Source organism: Cognatundibacterium rugosum, from assembly GCF_014284365.1.
GTDB lineage: Bacteria > Pseudomonadota > Gammaproteobacteria > Burkholderiales > Burkholderiaceae_D > Undibacterium > Undibacterium rugosum.
This window is the reverse complement of the sequence record NZ_JACOGG010000025.1, coordinates 14440-31266: the sequence shown is the minus strand read 5'-3', so window position 1 is coordinate 31266 and position 16827 is coordinate 14440. Positions and strand designations below refer to the sequence as shown.

Sequence of the window (16827 nt, the reverse complement as noted above, 5' to 3'; positions counted from 1 at the left end):
CAGAGCGCAGCCAGCGTTCTCCTGCAGATAGTACTCAACAACCTGTACTTTGAATTGCTTTGTATATTTACTCATGAAAACACCCCAAAAGTATGGACGGGTGTCCAACTTTTGGGGTGCAGTTCATGCAGACTGGCTTTTTTCATGGTTTCGTACTTTTTTTGCAACACCTCTCATGCCAGGTATTCAACTGCATTTGTGGTGTCATAGAGAGGAATTGGATGATAATTAGCTATTATTTTCCTTTGAGGAAATAATGTACTTTTGATAGAAACAAATATATTAAAAAAAAATTGCTTCGTTGCACACATTGTGGCTATGATGTTGCTACAACTTTTGACTAAGAATGTCGATATCAATCTGATTTGTAATTTGTTAAATATGTTTGCAAATATGCTTATCTGCGGCTAACTTGTGAGACATGCACTTTCGCTACAATAACTGTTGCTCCTGGGGATAATTGTCGCAAAAGTCAGATAAGCTGCATTACATTCAGAATTGTGAAATATGAAGCGTGAGCGGGCATTCTCGCAATAAACCTGTTGCAATGCTTGCCAATCGCTATTAGTGATCATGTCAGGAAAGGATGTTGCTATGTCCAAAACTATATTAGTCGTCGATGACTCTGCATCGGTTCGTCAGGTGGTCGGGCTGGCATTGCGCGGTGCAGGGTATAGCGTCATCGAAGGTATCGATGGTGTCGATGCACTGAAAAAACTGACAGGTCAAAAAGTGCACCTGATTATTTCCGACGTCAACATGCCCAACATGGATGGCATCAGCTTTGTGCAAGAAGTCAAAAAATTGGCAGCCTATAAATTTACGCCTGTGATCATGCTGACTACCGAGTCGCAGGAAGGTAAGAAATTACAGGGGCAAGCGGCCGGCGCCAAAGCCTGGGTCGTCAAACCTTTTCAGCCAGCCCAAATGCTGGCTGCCGTGTCGAAACTGATTTTGCCTTAAGCGTGAGGCAGCGATGAAAAGTCTGGATATTCAGGGCGAATTGACGATTTATACCGCAGCAACTGAAAAGCTGAGATTGCAAGAGTTTCTGGATCAGGATAATCAGCTGGAAGTGAACCTGTCACGCGTATCTGAAATGGATACTGCTGGCTTGCAAATACTCATACTCATGAAAAAAGAAGCACAGCGTCGCGGCATTCATTTGCGCTATGTGATGCATAGTCCGGCAGTACTCGAGATTCTGGAGTTATCCAACACAAGTGCCAGTTTTGGCGATCCTGTGGTCCTGCATTCCTGAACCGCGACATACCTGTAGCGGTGCCGCATGGTTCGATCGTAGAAGGGATATGCGCATCGGTAAATTAGGTAACGGCGTTTCTCATCATTGGCGGCATCACTGGCGCAAACATACAGCAATAAAGCAAAGCAGTATCTGAAGCAAACAGCATTCCGTATTCCATATTCGGGGGAAAGAATGAGTTTCGATAGTGAGATGAAAGCGGCTTTAGAAACCTTTGTGGTGGAGAGTCGCGATTTATTGCAGGACATGGAAGACTTGTTACTGGGACTGGAACAGACACCAGACTCAGCGGACGCCATTAACGCTATTTTTCGTGCCGCCCATACGATCAAAGGCTCTGCTGGTTTATTTGGCCTTGAGCATATCGTTACCTTTACCCATGTGTTGGAGAGCGTACTCGACAAGGTACGCGATGGCGAAATTCCTGTGTCATCCAGTCTGGTTGCTGTAATGCTGCCTTGTCGTGATCATTTGGGCACCCTGATTGATGGGGTTGCAGCCGGACGGGTCGGGCAAAGTGTTGAACTGGAAGCTGCCGGTTCTGCCTTGCATCTGGAACTCGGTACTTTCTTAAATGGAGATGAGGGGAGCGGCAATACCGGTTCCGCCGTTGTCGGGCAGGAGGAAGCAGAACGCACGACGATGTCAGGTGGCACCGCAATCGACGCAGGGAACTGGTATCTGTCGCTACGCTTTGGCATAGATTGCCTGCGCAATGGGATGGACCCACTGTCATTCATCCGTTATCTCAGTACGCTGGGCGATGTCGTGCATATACTCACGCTCAGCAATGATTTACCCGACGTGCAACGCATGGATGCGGAAAGCTGCTATCTGGGTTTTGAGGTTGTACTCAAAAGTAATGCGTCTAAAGAGGCGATAGAAAACGTATTTGAATTTGTGCGTGAAGACAGTGTGATACGCATCGTGCCGCCAAACAGCAAAATGGATGAGTACATCAGCATCATACAAGGCTTGCCGGATGATCATGAGTTACTGGGTGAAATACTGATCAAGAGCGGTGTACTGACAAAGAATGAATTGGCAACCTGTTTGCAGTTGCAGGCTCAGCGGGTTGAAGGAAGTACGGGGACTGCTGCCCAGGTACCGATTGGCGAAATTTTAGTTGATCAGGAAATGCTGCAAACACCGGTGCTCAATGCCGCACTGAATAAGCAACAGCAAGTGAAAGAACAAAAAGCCCGCGAGCGCCAAAGCATACGGGTAGATGCTGAGCGTCTCGATAAGCTGATTGATCTGGTCGGTGAACTGGTGATTGCAGGTGCCGGTGCCAATCTGCGAGCGAGTAAAAATCACGATTTGGCTTTGCTTGAGTCTACCGGAGAAGTCATGCGTCTGGTCGAGGAAGTACGCGACAGTGCGCTGCAATTACGCATGGTGCCTATCGGTACCACCTTCAGCCGTTTCCAGCGTGTGGTACGTGACGTCAGTATGGAACTGGGTAAAGATATTCAGTTGGAAATCAGTGGTGGCGATACCGAAGTGGATAAATCCGTCGTGGAAAAAATCGGTGATCCGCTCATGCATCTGGTCCGCAATTCCATGGATCACGGCATAGAATCAGCGAGCGTGCGCATGATGCGTGGCAAGCCCGCCAGAGGGATGCTGCGCCTGAATGCCTTCCATGAATCCGGCAGCATCGTGATTGAAGTCAGCGATGATGGCGGTGGCCTCAATAAAGACAAGATACTCGCGAAAGCGATAGAACGGGGTTTGATCGCGGCGAATAGCAATCTGACGGATAAAGAAATTTATGCCTTGATTTTTGAGCCGGGATTCTCGACTGCAGATCAGGTCTCCAATCTGTCAGGGCGTGGCGTCGGTATGGATGTGGTAAAGCGCAATGTGACATCACTGCGCGGCACGATAGATATAGACAGCGAAATGGGCGTCGGCGCCACTATCCGTATCCGGTTGCCGCTGACGCTGGCCATCATTGATGGATTCCTGGTTGGTGTTGGTAAGTCGTCTTTTGTTGTACCACTTGATCAGGTGATCGAGTGTCTGGAATTGCCCAAGCAGAGCGAAGAGCTGGATTACATGGACTTGCGTGGTGAAGTTTTGCCCTTTATCCGCTTACGTAGCATATTCGAAATTGAAGATGCATTGCCGCGTCGTCAAAATGTAGTCGTGGTGGGCTACGGTGATGTGAAAACTGGCTTGGTGGTAGACCGCTTGATGGGTGAATTTCAGACCGTGATCAAACCCCTGGGTAAAATTTTCAATCATGTACGCGGCATTGGGGGGTCGACCATTTTGGGCAGCGGTGAAGTCGCGCTGATACTTAGCGTTCCCGCCATGACTGAGCATTACTCGCGTCAACAGCAGAAGCAGCAAGTCCAGCTTACTCAGGCAAGCTGTCAAACCAGTAAATTGATTCAATAAAAATCGCCCAAGTGTTTGGGGGATGAGAGAGGTTCATATCGGCCCAGTCAGGTTCAGCCGCAGTTTTCAGTAGATTAGATTCATCATTTCTCTAAAATTTGTCATTGTTGTTCCTCGCAGAAAGGAAGCACTCATGAAATCGCTTTTAGAATCATTGAGAATGTGGCAGAAGTTCGCACTGGTTGGTGTGTTTGTCGTCATTCTTTTTGGCTTGCCATTGTTCTTGTATCTGAATGTGATCAACCGTGACGTGGCGTCGGCACAGAATGAAAAAATAGGTGCGTTGATCTTCCCGGTGATTGCAAATGGGATGCAGCTTGCCCAACGTCATGCGGGTGCGAACTCGCTCATCATTTCTGGTCAGGAGGATGCGAAAAACCAGCGCGACGCCACTGGACAGGAATTGAGCGCGGCACTGGATCAGTTGCAAAACTTGGTTAAAGATTATCCTGCCTTACAGCTGGAGTCTCAGGTCGCAGCCCTGAAGCAGGAATGGCAAGGTCTGCTGAATGAAAGGGATCGCTTCAAAATCGATGAAAACCGCGCACGTCACTTACAACTGATAAAAAAGCTGTTTGAATTTATCGATAAAACTGCTGATGCCAGCGACATCTTGTTAAGTCCGGATGCCGCGACGTTTTATCTGGCGACGCTGACGACCGATGGCATTATCCACATGACTGAAGACTTGCGTAAAGCAAGAGCGATAGGATTTGACGCGCTCAGTAATCATACGTTGAGCGATAAAGAGAAAAGAAATCTGTCTGAACTGTATGCCGTGATTATCGACAATCAAAAGCGTAACGATAAGGTATTCAGCAGATTGTTCGATACCAGCGCTTCGTACAGGGATTTGTTTTCCAGCAGGATGCAGGCCCAGGCCAGTAAGGTTCGCGAGGCAGGACAACTGATTTCCGATAAGATTTTGGATAGCAGCAAACTGGATTACGAGGTACGTAATTATGCGCAAAACCTGTCTGCGGCGGTAGATGGTACGCACGAGCTTGAACAGAGCTTGCTCAAGGAAATGCTCAAACGCACAGAACAGAGACTGGATGAACAAAAGGCGTTGCGATTGAAAACGGTCAGTGCCTGCATCGCCTTATTTTTTATCGTGGTTGTTTTATCCTGGATCATGATACGTACGGTAATTCGTCAGGTTGGCCAGGAACCGGCGGAGGTCGTGGAGTATGCAAGCCGCGTCTCTTCGGGTGATTTCAGTGCCAGTCTGGAACTGGCTGATAATGATGTATCCAGTATCGCTGCCAATTTGTCTGCCATGGTTGGCAATATCAAATTGCGTATGGAGGAGACGGAAGCGGTTGCTAAAGAAAATCTGCGTATCAAAATCGCACTCGACAATTGTGCGACGAATGTGATGATTGCCGATAACAACCGCAATATCATTTATCTGAATAAATCAGTGGTTCAGATGCTGACCGTGGCGGAGAGTGATATTCGCAAGGCGCTGCCGAATTTTAATGTGGCACAGCTGATGGGCTCGAACATTGATCAGTTCCATAAAAACCCTAGCCATCAGGCCAGCATGTTAAGCAGTTTTAACAATAATCATCGCGCCGAAATTCAGGTGGGGGGACGCACTTTTGCATTGTCTGCCAATCCGGTGATGAGCGAAAAAGGCGAACGTCTGGGCAGTGTGGTGGAGTGGATGGATCGTACTGCTGAGGTCGCAGTGGAAAAAGAAGTCAGCCATATTGTGGCGCAGGCCGTAGCAGGTAATTTCAAAGCCAGGGCTGTCGAAGAAGGAAAAACCGGCTTCTTCGCCAAGCTCAGCGTGGATATCAATAAGCTCATGACAACCAGCGATGAAGGTTTGAATGAAGTATTGCGCGTGCTGGCAGCGATCTCTAAAGGCGATCTGACCCAGACGATAGACAAGGATTACGAAGGAACTTTTGGTGCGTTGAAATCGGCCAGTAATGAGACCGTAGAAAAACTGTCGCAAATCGTGACGGATGTGATCAATGCCACCGATGCCTTATCGAATGCGTCCGAGCAGGTCAGTGCGACTTCACAAGCCTTGTCCCAGGCAGCCAGTGAGCAGGCTGCCAGTGTGGAGGAAACCAGTGCCAGCATAGAGCAAATGGCGGCTGGTATAAATCAGAATGCAGAGAATGCCAAAGTCACGGATGGCATCGCCGGTAAGGCCGCCAATGAAGCGGTAGAAGGCGGCGAAGCTGTGAAGCATACGGTGCATGCGATGAATGAAATTGCTTCCAAAATCGGCATTATTGACGACATCGCGTATCAAACTAATATGCTGGCATTAAATGCGGCGATTGAAGCAGCACGTGCCGGTGAACATGGTAAAGGCTTTGCCGTGGTTGCGGCAGAAGTGCGTAAGCTGGCCGAACGTTCACAGATAGCTGCGCGTGAAATTGGTGATCTGGCCAGTGGCAGTGTGAAAACTGCAGAACGCGCCGGCGAACTCATCGATGAAATCGTGCCTGGTATAGGCCGCACTTCCGACTTGGTGCAGGAAATTGCTGCGGCTTCGCAGGAACAGTCTGCGGGTGTCGGACAAATCAATACCGCGATGAATCAGATGAATCAGATCACTCAGCAAAATGCGTCCTCGAGTGAAGAACTGGCGGCCACAGCCGAGGAAATGACCAGCCAGGCGGAGCAACTCAAGGAACTGGTGGGTTTCTTCAGTATCAGTAATGAGAACCATCGCGTGCACAGTCAGGATAACCGGCCATTGCGTCAGGTTAGCAGCATTAGCAAACGTAATGTACGCAGTGCTGCCACCGGAGTCGATGAAGCGAAATTTGAACGCTTTTAGGAGACTGTAATGGGGGCGATTACTGAATCTAAAAATCATGCGGTGAGCCGCCATGACAGCGATACACAAGGACTCACCGGCGTGGAGACTGCGCAGTATCTGACGTTTATGCTTAGTGGTGAGATCTATGCGTTAGAGATATTGAACATCAAAGAAATCATCCAATATGGTGACCTGACCGAAGTGCCAATGATGCCCGCATTCATACGTGGCGTGATCAATTTACGTGGCAAGGTGGTACCCGTGGTTGATATGAATGCCCGCTTTGGTCGTGGCGTGACCACAATTGCACGCCGCACCAGTATTGTCATTATTGAGTTCAATGATGACGAAGACGGAACGGGGGCGCACAGCATAGGCGTGATGGTGGACGCGGTGAATGAGGTGATCGATATTGCACGTCAGGACATCGAGCCGCCCCCCGCATTTGGCGCTCGCATCCGGACCGATTTTGTCAACGGTATGGCCAAGCACAATGGGCGCTTTATTATTGTATTGAATCTGGCCCAGGTGTTGTCAGTTGAAGAGATGTCGGCACTGGGCAGTGCCATGTTGGGTGGCTCGCCACCGGAAACGCAGATGGAAGCGGAGTATGAACGCTAGCTCACCGGTCATGTTGCCTATCCGTAGTTTGCAAAAGGATGAATTCGTCTGGATTTGCCGTTACTTATATGAACGCACTGGCATTGCGCTCAGTGAAGGTAAGCAGGCGCTGGTGATGGGGCGTTTGGAAAAGCGTCTGCGCAAACGTGGATTACGTACCTATACCGACTATTTTGCCTTGTTTGGCCGCCCTGGTTATGAGGACGAAACCATCATTGCAGTCGATTTACTGACGACCAATGAAACCTATTTTTTCCGTGAATCCGGGCATTTTGATTTTATCCGTCAGCATATCTTGCCGGGTTTGAGTCAGCAGCGTCAGATCCGTGTCTGGAGCGCAGCCAGTTCCAGCGGTGAAGAAGCCTATACGCTGGCAATGATATTGGCCGAATATGCGGGTGAACAGCAATGGGAAATTCTGGGCAGCGATATTTCTACCCGTGTCCTGGAAAAAGCGCAGCGTGCTTTATATCCTATGCAGGCAGCAGAAAAAATTAAGCCTGCTTACTTAAAAAAATATTGTCTTAAAGGTCGGGACGAATATCAGGACTATTTTTTGATCGATACCACCTTGCGCAATAAAGTGGAATTCCGTGCGCTGAATCTGATCGAACCTTTGCCGGATATCGGTCTATTCGACATTATATTTTTACGCAATGTAATGATTTACTTCGATGTGGAAACCAAACAGAAGCTGGTTCAGCGTTTGCTGGATAAGCTGAAACCGGGGGGGTATTTTTTCATCAGTCATTCTGAGACCTTGAATGGTATTAATACCTCACTCAGGATGATACAGCCGTCGGTTTACCGCCGGGAATAATAACCTGGGGCAGGATTGCCGATGCGGGTATGCCTTGTTGTGTATACGACCAAGCTGGCAACCCCGCCTTGCAACACCGTCTTCGGTGAGAGCGAACTATGATGTCTGCACCGAATTTTTATATAGATATATTTTTGCAGCCTGGTGAATTTTATTTTGGCGACCGGGAGACACGTATCCGCACCATACTGGGATCATGTGTAGCGATTACCATGTGGCACCCAAAATTGCAGATAGGTGGTATGTGTCATTACATGCTGCCGCAAAATAAACGCAATCCGGCCAGTAAAGAGCTGGATGGTAAGTATGCGCAGGATGCGATGCAATTGTTCCTGCGAGAGATCAAGGCGGCGCGTACCCGGCCATGGGATTATGAAGTGAAAATGTTCGGTGGCGGGAATCAGTTTCCTAACCATGACACCAGCGTTTTTGCGGTACCGGACCGGAATATAGAACTGGGACGCCGCTTACTGGCGGAAAATGAATTTAAGGTAAAAAGTGAGCACATGGGGGGAGTCGGGCATCGCAATGTGATGTTTGACGTCTGGTCCGGCGATGTATGGGTCAAACATGTAGAGAAGGTGATCATACCGTGACAGGCAAAATCAAAGTAATGCTGGTGGATGATTCTGCGGTGGTAAGGCAGGTACTGGCAGCCGTACTGTCTAAAGATGCAGAAATAGAAGTGATAGGTTCTGCGCCGGATCCTATCTTTGCGATGGATAAGATGAATCAGTCCTGGCCTGATGTGGTGGTATTAGATGTGGAAATGCCACGCATGGACGGCATCACTTTCCTCAAGAAGCTGATGTCGGTTCGTCCCACGCCTGTCGTAATCTGCTCTACCCTGACAGAAAAAGGTGCCGCCACCTCGATGCAGGCGATGGCAGCCGGTGCAGTCGGCATCGTCACTAAACCAAAATCAGGTCTGAAGGGCTTTCTGGAACAGGATGAGGGCGATATCGTGCAGGCGGTGAAATCTGCGGCACAGATTGATATGCGCCGTATCAAGGCAATGTCCATGGCCAGTCTGAGCACGCCGCCTAAGCTCACCATCAATCAGGCCATGCCCGCCACAGACAAAGCTGCAGCGATGGTGGTGACCACCAATAAGCTGGTGGCGATAGGCACTTCAACCGGTGGCACGCAGGCGTTGGAAGTCGTGTTGAGGAGTCTGGGACGGACTACGCCTGGTATCGTCATTGTCCAGCATATGCCGGAAAAATTTACAGCGGCCTTCGCTGAGCGACTCAATAAAATCTGTGAAATTGAAGTGCTGGAAGCGAAAAATGGTGACCGCGTGATCGATGGGCGCGCATTGGTCGCGCCTGGTGGTAAGCATATGCAACTTAAGCGCAGCGGTGCCCAATATCACGTGGAAATTACGGATGGCCCGCCGGTTAACCGCCATAAGCCTTCGGTTGACGTGCTGTTTCGTTCAGTGGCACGCAGTGCCGGTGCGAATGCACTTGGTATTATCATGACTGGCATGGGGGATGACGGCGCGCTTGGCATGCTGGATATGCATAACGCTGGCGCTGAAACGATCGCGCAAGATGAAAAAAGCTGCGTGGTGTATGGCATGCCGAAAGAAGCGGTGAAGCATGGTGCGGTTGATACCATAGTGCCGCTCACAGAAATCGCCGCGCTGATCGGACAATACGCACGCCGCAACCGCTAAGCGGTGTGCGCTGCGCTGGCACTTTGTTCAGCGCACCAGGTTGTGTGGCCCCACCGTGCGTATATCCTTGTTGCCAGTCAGCGCCATACTGACGTCCAGTTCCTTACGCAAAATTTCCAGCATCAGACTCACGCCCTGTTCTCCCATGGCGCCCAGTGCATACAAAAAGGCACGGCCTATCATGCTGCCTTTTGCACCGAGCGCACAGGCTTTCAGGATGTCTTGCCCGCTGCGTATGCCGCCGTCAAACCAGACTTCGGTCTGGTGTCCGACCGCTTCTGCAATCGCAGGTAAAGCCTGAATAGAAGAGATCGCACCATCGAGCTGGCGACCACCATGATTACTGACCACGATCGCATCGGCCCCGCTTTGTACCGCCAGGCGTGCATCGTCCACATCGAGGATACCTTTGAGTATCAGCTTGCCCCCCCATTCCTGCTGTATCCATGCCACGTCGTCCCAGTTCAGTGTGGGGTCGAACTGACTGGCGGTCCATTGGCTCAGGGTGGTGATACCGCTGCTGCCTTTGACATGACCCGCCAGATTGCCAAAGGTTTTGCGGCCACCGAGGGCGCGCAATGCCCAGCCTGGCTTACTGGCCAGATCCAGCAGATTGGCCAGGGTTAAGCGTGGCGGCACTGACATTCCGTTTTTTAAATCTTTATGACGCTGTCCCAGTATCTGCAAATCCAGGGTCAGTACCAGCGCTGAACAGCCACAGGCTTTGGCACGCTGTATCAGTTCGCGCACAAAACCACGGTCACGCATCACGTAGAGCTGAAACCAGAACGGTTTACTGGTGACGCTGGCGATATCTTCCAGCGAACAGATACTCATGGTCGACAAGGTGAAGGGGATGCCAAACTTTTCAGCAGCGATGGCACCCAGCATTTCGCCATTTGCCCATTGCATGCCAGTCAGTCCGGTTGGCGCAATCGCGACTGGCATCGTGACCTCTTGCCCGAGCAGAGTGGTGCGCGTATTGCGCTGATCGACATTGATAGCGACCCGCTGGCGCAGCTTGATCGCAGCCAGATCATCGGTATTTGCGCGGTAAGTGCTCTCGCTGTAAGAGCCGCTGTCCGCATAATCATAAAAGGCTTTCGGTACCCGCTTTTTGGCGAGCAGACGTAAATCTTCCACACAGGTGATGACGGGCATGATGCGCTCCTCGATGATGAGAGTTCAAGTGTAGAGGATTTTTAGTGGCTGTATAGCTGAAGTTTTTTCAGGTTTCCACAAAGCGTTCAGAGATCAGCTGTCGCAACCACAGATTGCCCGCATCCTGGTGATAGCGTCTGTGCCAGAACATATTGGTTTGCAAGGCTGGCAGCCGTAAAGGCGGCGCGCAATATTCGAGATCAAACGGTTGTGCTGCACGTTGTGCCAGTTTGAGCGGCACGGTGACCAGTAAATCGCTGCTGGCGACGATATATGGCACCGCAACGAAGTGTGGTACCTGAAAATGTGCTGACGCGACCACACCTGCTTTATCCAGTGTCTGATTGATTTTCAGACAAGGTTGTTCCTGTGAAGTCACGATCAGATGCTGTGCGGCGACAAAATCGGCCAAAGTGATTTTTTTACCTGCCAGCGCATGGCCGCGCCGGTACATGCAGACATAGGGCTGGCGGAACAGACGGCGTTGGTACCAGGATTCTGATAACTGATCGAGTGCACCGATGGCCAGATCGACACGGCCTGACTCCATTTCGGTTTTCAAGTTGATGCTGGCAGCCCTGACTGTCACGATCTGTACTTTCGGTGCGATGCCGCGTAACAACGTTGCCAGCACCGGCATAAAGTAGACCTCACCCACATCGGTCATCGCTATCGTGAAGCGGCGCTCGCTGCTGGCGGCATCAAAGGGGCTATCCACATTGAGTGCTTCTGTCACATGGCGTAAGGCCAGATTGACGGCGTCGGCTAATTGTTCAGCGCGTGGTGTGGGTTGCATCCCGCTGCCTGTGCGTACAAACAAATCATCATTAAAACTGCGCCGCAAACGGCTCAGCGCATTGCTGACGGCAGGTTGCGACAGGGACAGTTGCCGCGCCACGACAGAAATCCGGCGTTCCCGGAAGATATGCTGGAACACCACGAGTAAATTCAGGTCCAGGTCTTTAGCTTCGCGCATTATTGATTTAATGAATGGTCTGTATTTTTGTATTTATATCGTAAAAGAGACGGCTTTGCAGTAAAGTTCGCTGACAAATTCCGTTGTCAGTGTGCCGATTTGGCTTAAGCCGCAGCTGACTTCCGTTCTCCACGCTCACGATAAGGTGTATCCATGAGTACTCAGTCTTTACCGCAGCAAAATTCGCAACCACTCAGCTATCTGACCGGTTTTGCTAACGAATTTGCCACCGAAGCCTTGCCAGAGGCGCTGCCTAAGAACCAGAATTCGCCGCAACAATGTGCGTATGGCTTGTATGCGGAACAGATTTCCGGCACCGCCTTCACTGCGCCGCGCCATGCCAATCGTCGCAGCTGGACTTACCGCATCCGCCCGGCTGCCATGCACCAGCCTTTCGTGCAGGTAGCAAATGGCCAGATGAGTAATGATTTTGGCGCTGTACCGAGTACCCCGAATCAACTGCGCTGGGATCCGCTGCCTATGCCAGCCAATGCCACCGATTTCATTGATGGCTGGGTCACTATGGCGGGCAATGGCTCGGCCGACGCCCAAAGCGGTTGTGCAATTCACTTGTATGCGGCGAATCGCGATATGCAGCAACGCTTCTTCTACAATGCCGACGCAGAAATGCTCATCATTCCGCAAGTCGGTCGCCTGCATGTGCGCACTGAATTAGGTTTGCTTGACGTGGAGCCTCAGGAAATCGTGGTGATACCGCGCGGTATACGTTTTCAGATCCATTTGCCGGACGGCGAAGCCCGCGGTTACGTCTGCGAAAACTTTGGCGCCATGCTAAAGCTGCCTGATCTGGGCGTGATCGGTTCGAATGGTTTGGCCAATCCACGCGATTTCCAGACCCCGGTGGCCTGGTACGAAGATAAAGAGGGGGATTTCGAATTGTTGGCCAAATTCAGCGGTAATCTGTGGTCAGCAAAAATCGGCCATTCGCCGCTGGACGTGGTTGCCTGGCATGGCAATTTTGCGCCTTACAAATATGATCTGCGCCATTTCAATACCATAGGCTCGATTAGCTACGATCATCCTGATCCATCGATTTTCCTGGTGCTGCAATCACCTAGCGATACACCGGGTGTGGATACCATCGATTTCGTGATTTTCCCACCGCGCTGGTTAGCGGCTGAAAACACCTTCCGCCCACCTTGGTTCCATCGCAATATCGCGAGTGAATTCATGGGCCTGATCCATGGTCAGTACGACGCGAAGTCGGCCGGTTTCCGTCCTGGCGGTTCGAGTCTGCATAACTGCATGAGTGGCCATGGTCCGGATGCGCCTACCTTTGAAAAGGCCAGTCAGATTGACACCAGCACACCACAGAAGGTCGCTGATACCATGGCGTTTATGATAGAAACGCGTAATATCATCAAACCTAGCCGTGCCGCGATGGAATCGCCATTACTGCAGGCCGATTACTACCAATGCTGGCAGGGTATCAAAAAGAATTTCAATCCGGAGCAAAAATAAATGACGCTGCAACTCAATGAAACCCATGACGTGAATCTGCGCAGCTGGGTCACTTCTGCCAATCAGCCTGACACGGATTTCCCGATTCAGAATCTGCCATTTGCGGTATTCCGCCGCGCTGGCAGTCATCAGAATTTCCGTATCGGTGTTGCCATCGGTGATCAGATTCTGGATCTGGCCGCTGCGCACGCAGTCCATGCGTTTGCCGGTTTTACCGAACTACAGGGGGGCCATTTCACCGCCGCCGTGAATGCACCCAATCTGAATGGCCTGATGCAGTCAGGCGCGCCGGTCTGGTCTGCATTGCGTCTGGCTTTGTCGCGTGTATTGCGTGAAGGCAGCCCGTTGCAGGGTAGCCTGCATGCCTGCCTGTCGCCGCAAAATACTGCAGAATTTGCTTTGCCTGCGCACATCGGCGATTACACCGATTTTTATACCTCTATCCATCATGCGACAGCGGTGGGTAAATTATTCCGTCCGGATAATCCGCTGCTGCCGAATTACAAATGGGTGCCGATCGGCTATCACGGCCGTGCTTCCTCGATCGCGGTATCGGGTCAGCACTTCCGTCGCCCGGTCGGACAGACTAAACCGCCTACAGTGGATGAACCGGTGTTTGGGCCGGCCAAGCGCATGGACTATGAGCTGGAAATCGGCATTTTCATCGGCCCTGGCAATGCGCTCGGTGACCGTATTTCTATGGATCAGGCAGAGTCCCATGTGTTCGGCCTGTGTCTGTTGAATGACTGGTCGGCACGGGATGTGCAAGCCTGGGAATACCAGCCCTTAGGGCCTTTCCTGGCGAAGAACTTTGCCTCGACCATTTCTCCGTGGGTCGTGACGCTGGAAGCGCTGGCGCCTTACCGCACTGGCTGGCAGCGCGATAGTACCGATCCTCAGCCTATGGCGTATCTGGAAGCGTCCAGCCTGCGCAGCAGCGGCGCTTTCGATATTGAACTCGAAGTGCTGCTGCAAACCAGCAAAATGCGTGAAACCGGCACTGCGGCACAACGCCTGTCGCTATCGAATTTCCGTCATTCTTACTGGACCGTATCGCAACTGGTGACCCACCATACCGTGAATGGCTGTAACCTGAATGCCGGTGATTTGCTCGGTTCCGGTACTCAGTCCGGCCCGGCCCCGGAAGAAGCTGGCTCGCTGCTGGAGCTGACTGAAGGCGGCAAAAAACCGTTGCAACTGGCGAATGGCGAACAGCGCATCTTCATGGAAGACGGCGACACCATCATCATGCGCGGCTGGGCCAAAAAAGACGGAGCAGCCAGAATCGGCTTTGGCGAAGTCAGCGGGACTTTGTTACCGGCAGTGATATAAGCATACCCAGCACTCAAGAAAAAACCCGTGCCGTCTGTTTGACGCACGGGTTTTTTCTTGCATCCAAGGCTTGCGCAAAACACGTATTGCAGTCCTGATCAGACTTGCTTAAGCTGGTACTCACCTTAAAGGCGAATCAAGAGGCGCACAAATGAAAACTCTGCGTTGGATAGTACTCATGCTGTTTCTGATTGGATTGGTGTTGGTGATTGCGCATGCTTTGATGCCTGCATTCGCCTTGAGCGAGGCGGCTGCGTATCTGGTGGCAGCGGCCTTGGCCGGAGCCGCGGTGTTGTTGGCAGTGATCGTGCTGAGTTTGCGCTGGCGCGCCTGGATCTGGCGTCAGGGTGGCACTGACGTGCAGTGGCTGTGGTTTCCTGACGATCCGCCCGGATTACCGACGGTGCGTCAGACCCGGCAACAACGCGCCGAACAGCGGCGTCATTCCTCATGAGCGGCGCGATCCGTGATCTGAGCCAATTGCTGGCGCAGATGAAGCCGGTATTGCAGGATGGCGTCTACGCGCTGGTTTGTGTGTCGCACGATGCTGAGCGGATGGACTTGCCCGCACTGGTGCGTATCCGCGAAGCTGAAGGCTGGACCTTAGTTCTGGAAGAGTCAATAGCACAGCAGGCGCAGCTGACGGTCTTGTTCCGTGCCGCCTGGATCACACTGCAGGTGCATTCAGATTTGCAAGCGGTTGGGCTGACTGCGGCATTTTCCACTGCGCTGGCGCAGGCCGGTATCAGCTGTAATGTGGTGGCTGGCGCTTTTCACGATCATTTACTGGTGCCTTTCGAGGATGCACCGGCAGCGATGGCCGTGCTGCAGGCTATGCAGCAGCAAGCGGCCAACTTATCCGTGCCATCTTAACCCAGTAATTCCCATAAGCGATCCCAGTCATCCGGACGAAATGCGCCTTCACGCTTGAACACCAGCTGATGCCGGGCATCTAAGACAAAGTGAGTGGGTGTGCTGCTGATATTGCCGAAATTGTCTTTATGGCCGGGAGCCATACGCCAGGCCGTCGGGAAGCGCTGGCTCTTGGGGTAGGCCTGGGTGGTGACCTCATTGTATTCGTCGAGTTCTTTTTTATTTTTGTCGAGATTGACGCCCAGCAGAGTAAATTTTTTACTGCTATTCCCCGCATAAAACTCACGCATTAACTTCAAATCTTGACTGCACATGTCGCAATCGACAGTAAAAAAACTGACCAGCACAACTCTGCCGGCAAAATCTTGCAAGCCTAGCGGTTTGCCATTCACATCCGATCCTTGTAATAGCAAGCTACGCTCTGCCGCATAGCTGCTTGAGGTCAGGCCTAGTATCAGGCTGGCAGTACTGGTTTGCAGAAATTGGCGACGATGCATAGGGTCTCCCTGAGAGTGAAAAATGCGAGCGGTAGCAAATGCCTGCATCTGGCTGCAGGGCTTTGCATTAGTCGCTTAGCAGCCAGAATGCTTTCACTATAGAAGAAAATATTTTGCCTCAAGGTCATTCAACGCACACGAAGTTCCAGTGCCTGTCAATGAGGCTGTGTTTAATCTTCCGCCATCCAAAAAAACACCACGGTCAGGCGTTTGTCGCGCAGGCTTTGGCCGAAGTAGCCGGTGGCGCTGTGGACCAGATTGGCTTTGTACAAAATCATGCGGTTGAACACATTATCGACACGCAGGTCTTCATACCAGGCTTGGATTGGCAGGGCACGTACTTTGAGTGCATCGACCAGATTGTTGTTGGGGGCCGCCACGATATTGCCGCCGATGGCACCATTCGGATAGCGCAGGCGACAAAAGCTGGTGCCGGAATCGGGAGCAGGGTCGCGGCTCAGGTAAATCACACAGGCATAACGACACAGGCTGCGGCTATCGGTATGCGGATGTGGCCGCCCTTCCTGTTGGCCGACCAGTTGCGCGACATTGCTGTCCAGCTTCAATCCGCCGGGAGCCTGACCCATCCAGAGTTTTTGCTTGCCAGTTAATTGCATTACCTTCGCTTCCAGTGCCGCCAGCTCTGCAGGTAGCAATGCACCGTGAAAGCGCATGCCCGGCCAGCTTTCCTGGGTATAGGGTTTGCCATACTGCCATTGCTCACGTTGATAGCAGCGCTCTGCGATTTCTTCTGCATTTGGCAAGGCCTGATCGACGATCCAGTAATTTTTACCGTGTTCCAGTGGCTCATACGGCAGGCTGGGCGCAATGGCGGGGATGGGGGGTAATAAGACTTCAGGTGCAGGTAAAGGCAACATAGCGCTGAGTTCGTTTGTGGGTTGATGCGTATCAGGAAGTGGTTGGAC

Annotated in this window: 16 protein-coding genes; 12 read left to right on the top strand and 4 right to left on the bottom strand. The window is 51.5% G+C overall.

Annotated elements, in window-relative coordinates:
* The first annotated feature begins 594 nt into the window (after positions 1–594).
* From H8K47_RS16525 to H8K47_RS16490, 8 genes are all read left to right on the top strand, one after another.
* The gene (locus H8K47_RS16525) at positions 595–963 is read left to right on the top strand and encodes a response regulator (protein WP_162019852.1); all 369 of its coding nucleotides are present in this window, start codon (positions 595–597) and stop codon (positions 961–963) included.
* Positions 964–976: 13 nt separating this feature from the next.
* Positions 977–1261 carry an STAS domain-containing protein gene (locus H8K47_RS16520; protein WP_186882493.1) on the top strand — a complete coding sequence of 95 codons (285 nt, stop codon included), beginning with the start codon at positions 977–979 and terminating at the stop codon, positions 1259–1261.
* Positions 1262–1438: 177 nt separating this feature from the next.
* Positions 1439–3670 (top strand): chemotaxis protein CheA, encoded by a 2232-nt coding sequence (locus tag H8K47_RS16515; RefSeq protein ID WP_186882492.1) that lies wholly within the window; start codon positions 1439–1441, stop codon positions 3668–3670.
* Positions 3671–3803: 133 nt separating this feature from the next.
* Positions 3804–6476, top strand: a complete 2673-nt coding sequence (locus tag H8K47_RS18445; protein ID WP_230405089.1) for a methyl-accepting chemotaxis protein — start codon at positions 3804–3806, stop codon at positions 6474–6476.
* A 9-nt stretch (positions 6477–6485) separates the two neighbouring features.
* Positions 6486–7079 carry a chemotaxis protein CheW gene (locus H8K47_RS16505; RefSeq protein WP_186882491.1) on the top strand — a complete coding sequence of 198 codons (594 nt, stop codon included), beginning with the start codon at positions 6486–6488 and terminating at the stop codon, positions 7077–7079.
* On the top strand, positions 7069–7899 hold the full coding sequence (locus H8K47_RS16500; protein WP_186882490.1) for a CheR family methyltransferase: 831 nt from the start codon (positions 7069–7071) through the stop codon (positions 7897–7899). Before H8K47_RS16505 ends, H8K47_RS16500 begins: the two co-directional genes overlap by 11 nt.
* Before the next feature lie 212 nt (positions 7900–8111).
* Complete coding sequence (locus H8K47_RS16495; RefSeq protein ID WP_230405088.1) at positions 8112–8495, top strand: chemotaxis protein CheD; 384 nt, start codon at positions 8112–8114, stop codon at positions 8493–8495.
* Positions 8459–9580, top strand: a complete 1122-nt coding sequence (locus tag H8K47_RS16490; protein ID WP_186882488.1) for a protein-glutamate methylesterase/protein-glutamine glutaminase — start codon at positions 8459–8461, stop codon at positions 9578–9580. Before H8K47_RS16495 ends, H8K47_RS16490 begins: the two co-directional genes overlap by 37 nt.
* Positions 9581–9607: 27 nt before the next feature.
* On the opposite strand, the gene H8K47_RS16485 is transcribed toward H8K47_RS16490, so the two are convergent.
* Positions 9608–10741 carry an alpha-hydroxy acid oxidase gene (locus H8K47_RS16485; protein WP_186882487.1) on the bottom strand — a complete coding sequence of 378 codons (1134 nt, stop codon included), beginning with the start codon at positions 10739–10741 and terminating at the stop codon, positions 9608–9610.
* Between the two features lie 67 nt (positions 10742–10808).
* A complete protein-coding gene (locus H8K47_RS16480) occupies positions 10809–11717 on the bottom strand; it encodes a LysR family transcriptional regulator (protein ID WP_186882486.1) in 909 nt (302 codons plus the stop codon).
* Between the two features lie 153 nt (positions 11718–11870).
* Between H8K47_RS16480 and hmgA the strand changes: the two genes are divergently transcribed.
* The 4 genes from hmgA (at position 11871) to H8K47_RS16460 (ending at position 15404) form a co-directional block, all read left to right on the top strand.
* Positions 11871–13199: a homogentisate 1,2-dioxygenase gene (gene hmgA, locus H8K47_RS16475; RefSeq protein ID WP_186882485.1), complete on the top strand. Its 1329-nt coding sequence runs from the start codon at positions 11871–11873 to the stop codon at positions 13197–13199.
* The gene (gene fahA / locus H8K47_RS16470) at positions 13200–14531 is read left to right on the top strand and encodes a fumarylacetoacetase (RefSeq protein WP_186882484.1); all 1332 of its coding nucleotides are present in this window, start codon (positions 13200–13202) and stop codon (positions 14529–14531) included. It begins immediately after the preceding gene.
* Positions 14532–14682: 151 nt separating this feature from the next.
* Positions 14683–14985: a hypothetical protein gene (locus H8K47_RS16465; protein WP_186882483.1), complete on the top strand. Its 303-nt coding sequence runs from the start codon at positions 14683–14685 to the stop codon at positions 14983–14985.
* Positions 14982–15404 (top strand): ACT domain-containing protein, encoded by a 423-nt coding sequence (locus tag H8K47_RS16460; RefSeq protein WP_186882482.1) that lies wholly within the window; start codon positions 14982–14984, stop codon positions 15402–15404. Before H8K47_RS16465 ends, H8K47_RS16460 begins: the two co-directional genes overlap by 4 nt.
* Here the strand turns inward: H8K47_RS16460 and H8K47_RS16455 are convergent.
* Complete coding sequence (locus H8K47_RS16455) at positions 15401–15901, bottom strand: TlpA family protein disulfide reductase (RefSeq protein ID WP_186882481.1); 501 nt, start codon at positions 15899–15901, stop codon at positions 15401–15403. The two genes, H8K47_RS16460 and H8K47_RS16455, sit on opposite strands and share 4 nt — an antisense overlap.
* 170 nt (positions 15902–16071) lie before the next feature.
* Positions 16072–16779 (bottom strand): DUF6445 family protein, encoded by a 708-nt coding sequence (locus tag H8K47_RS16450; RefSeq protein ID WP_186882480.1) that lies wholly within the window; start codon positions 16777–16779, stop codon positions 16072–16074.
* Positions 16780–16827 lie beyond the last annotated feature (48 nt).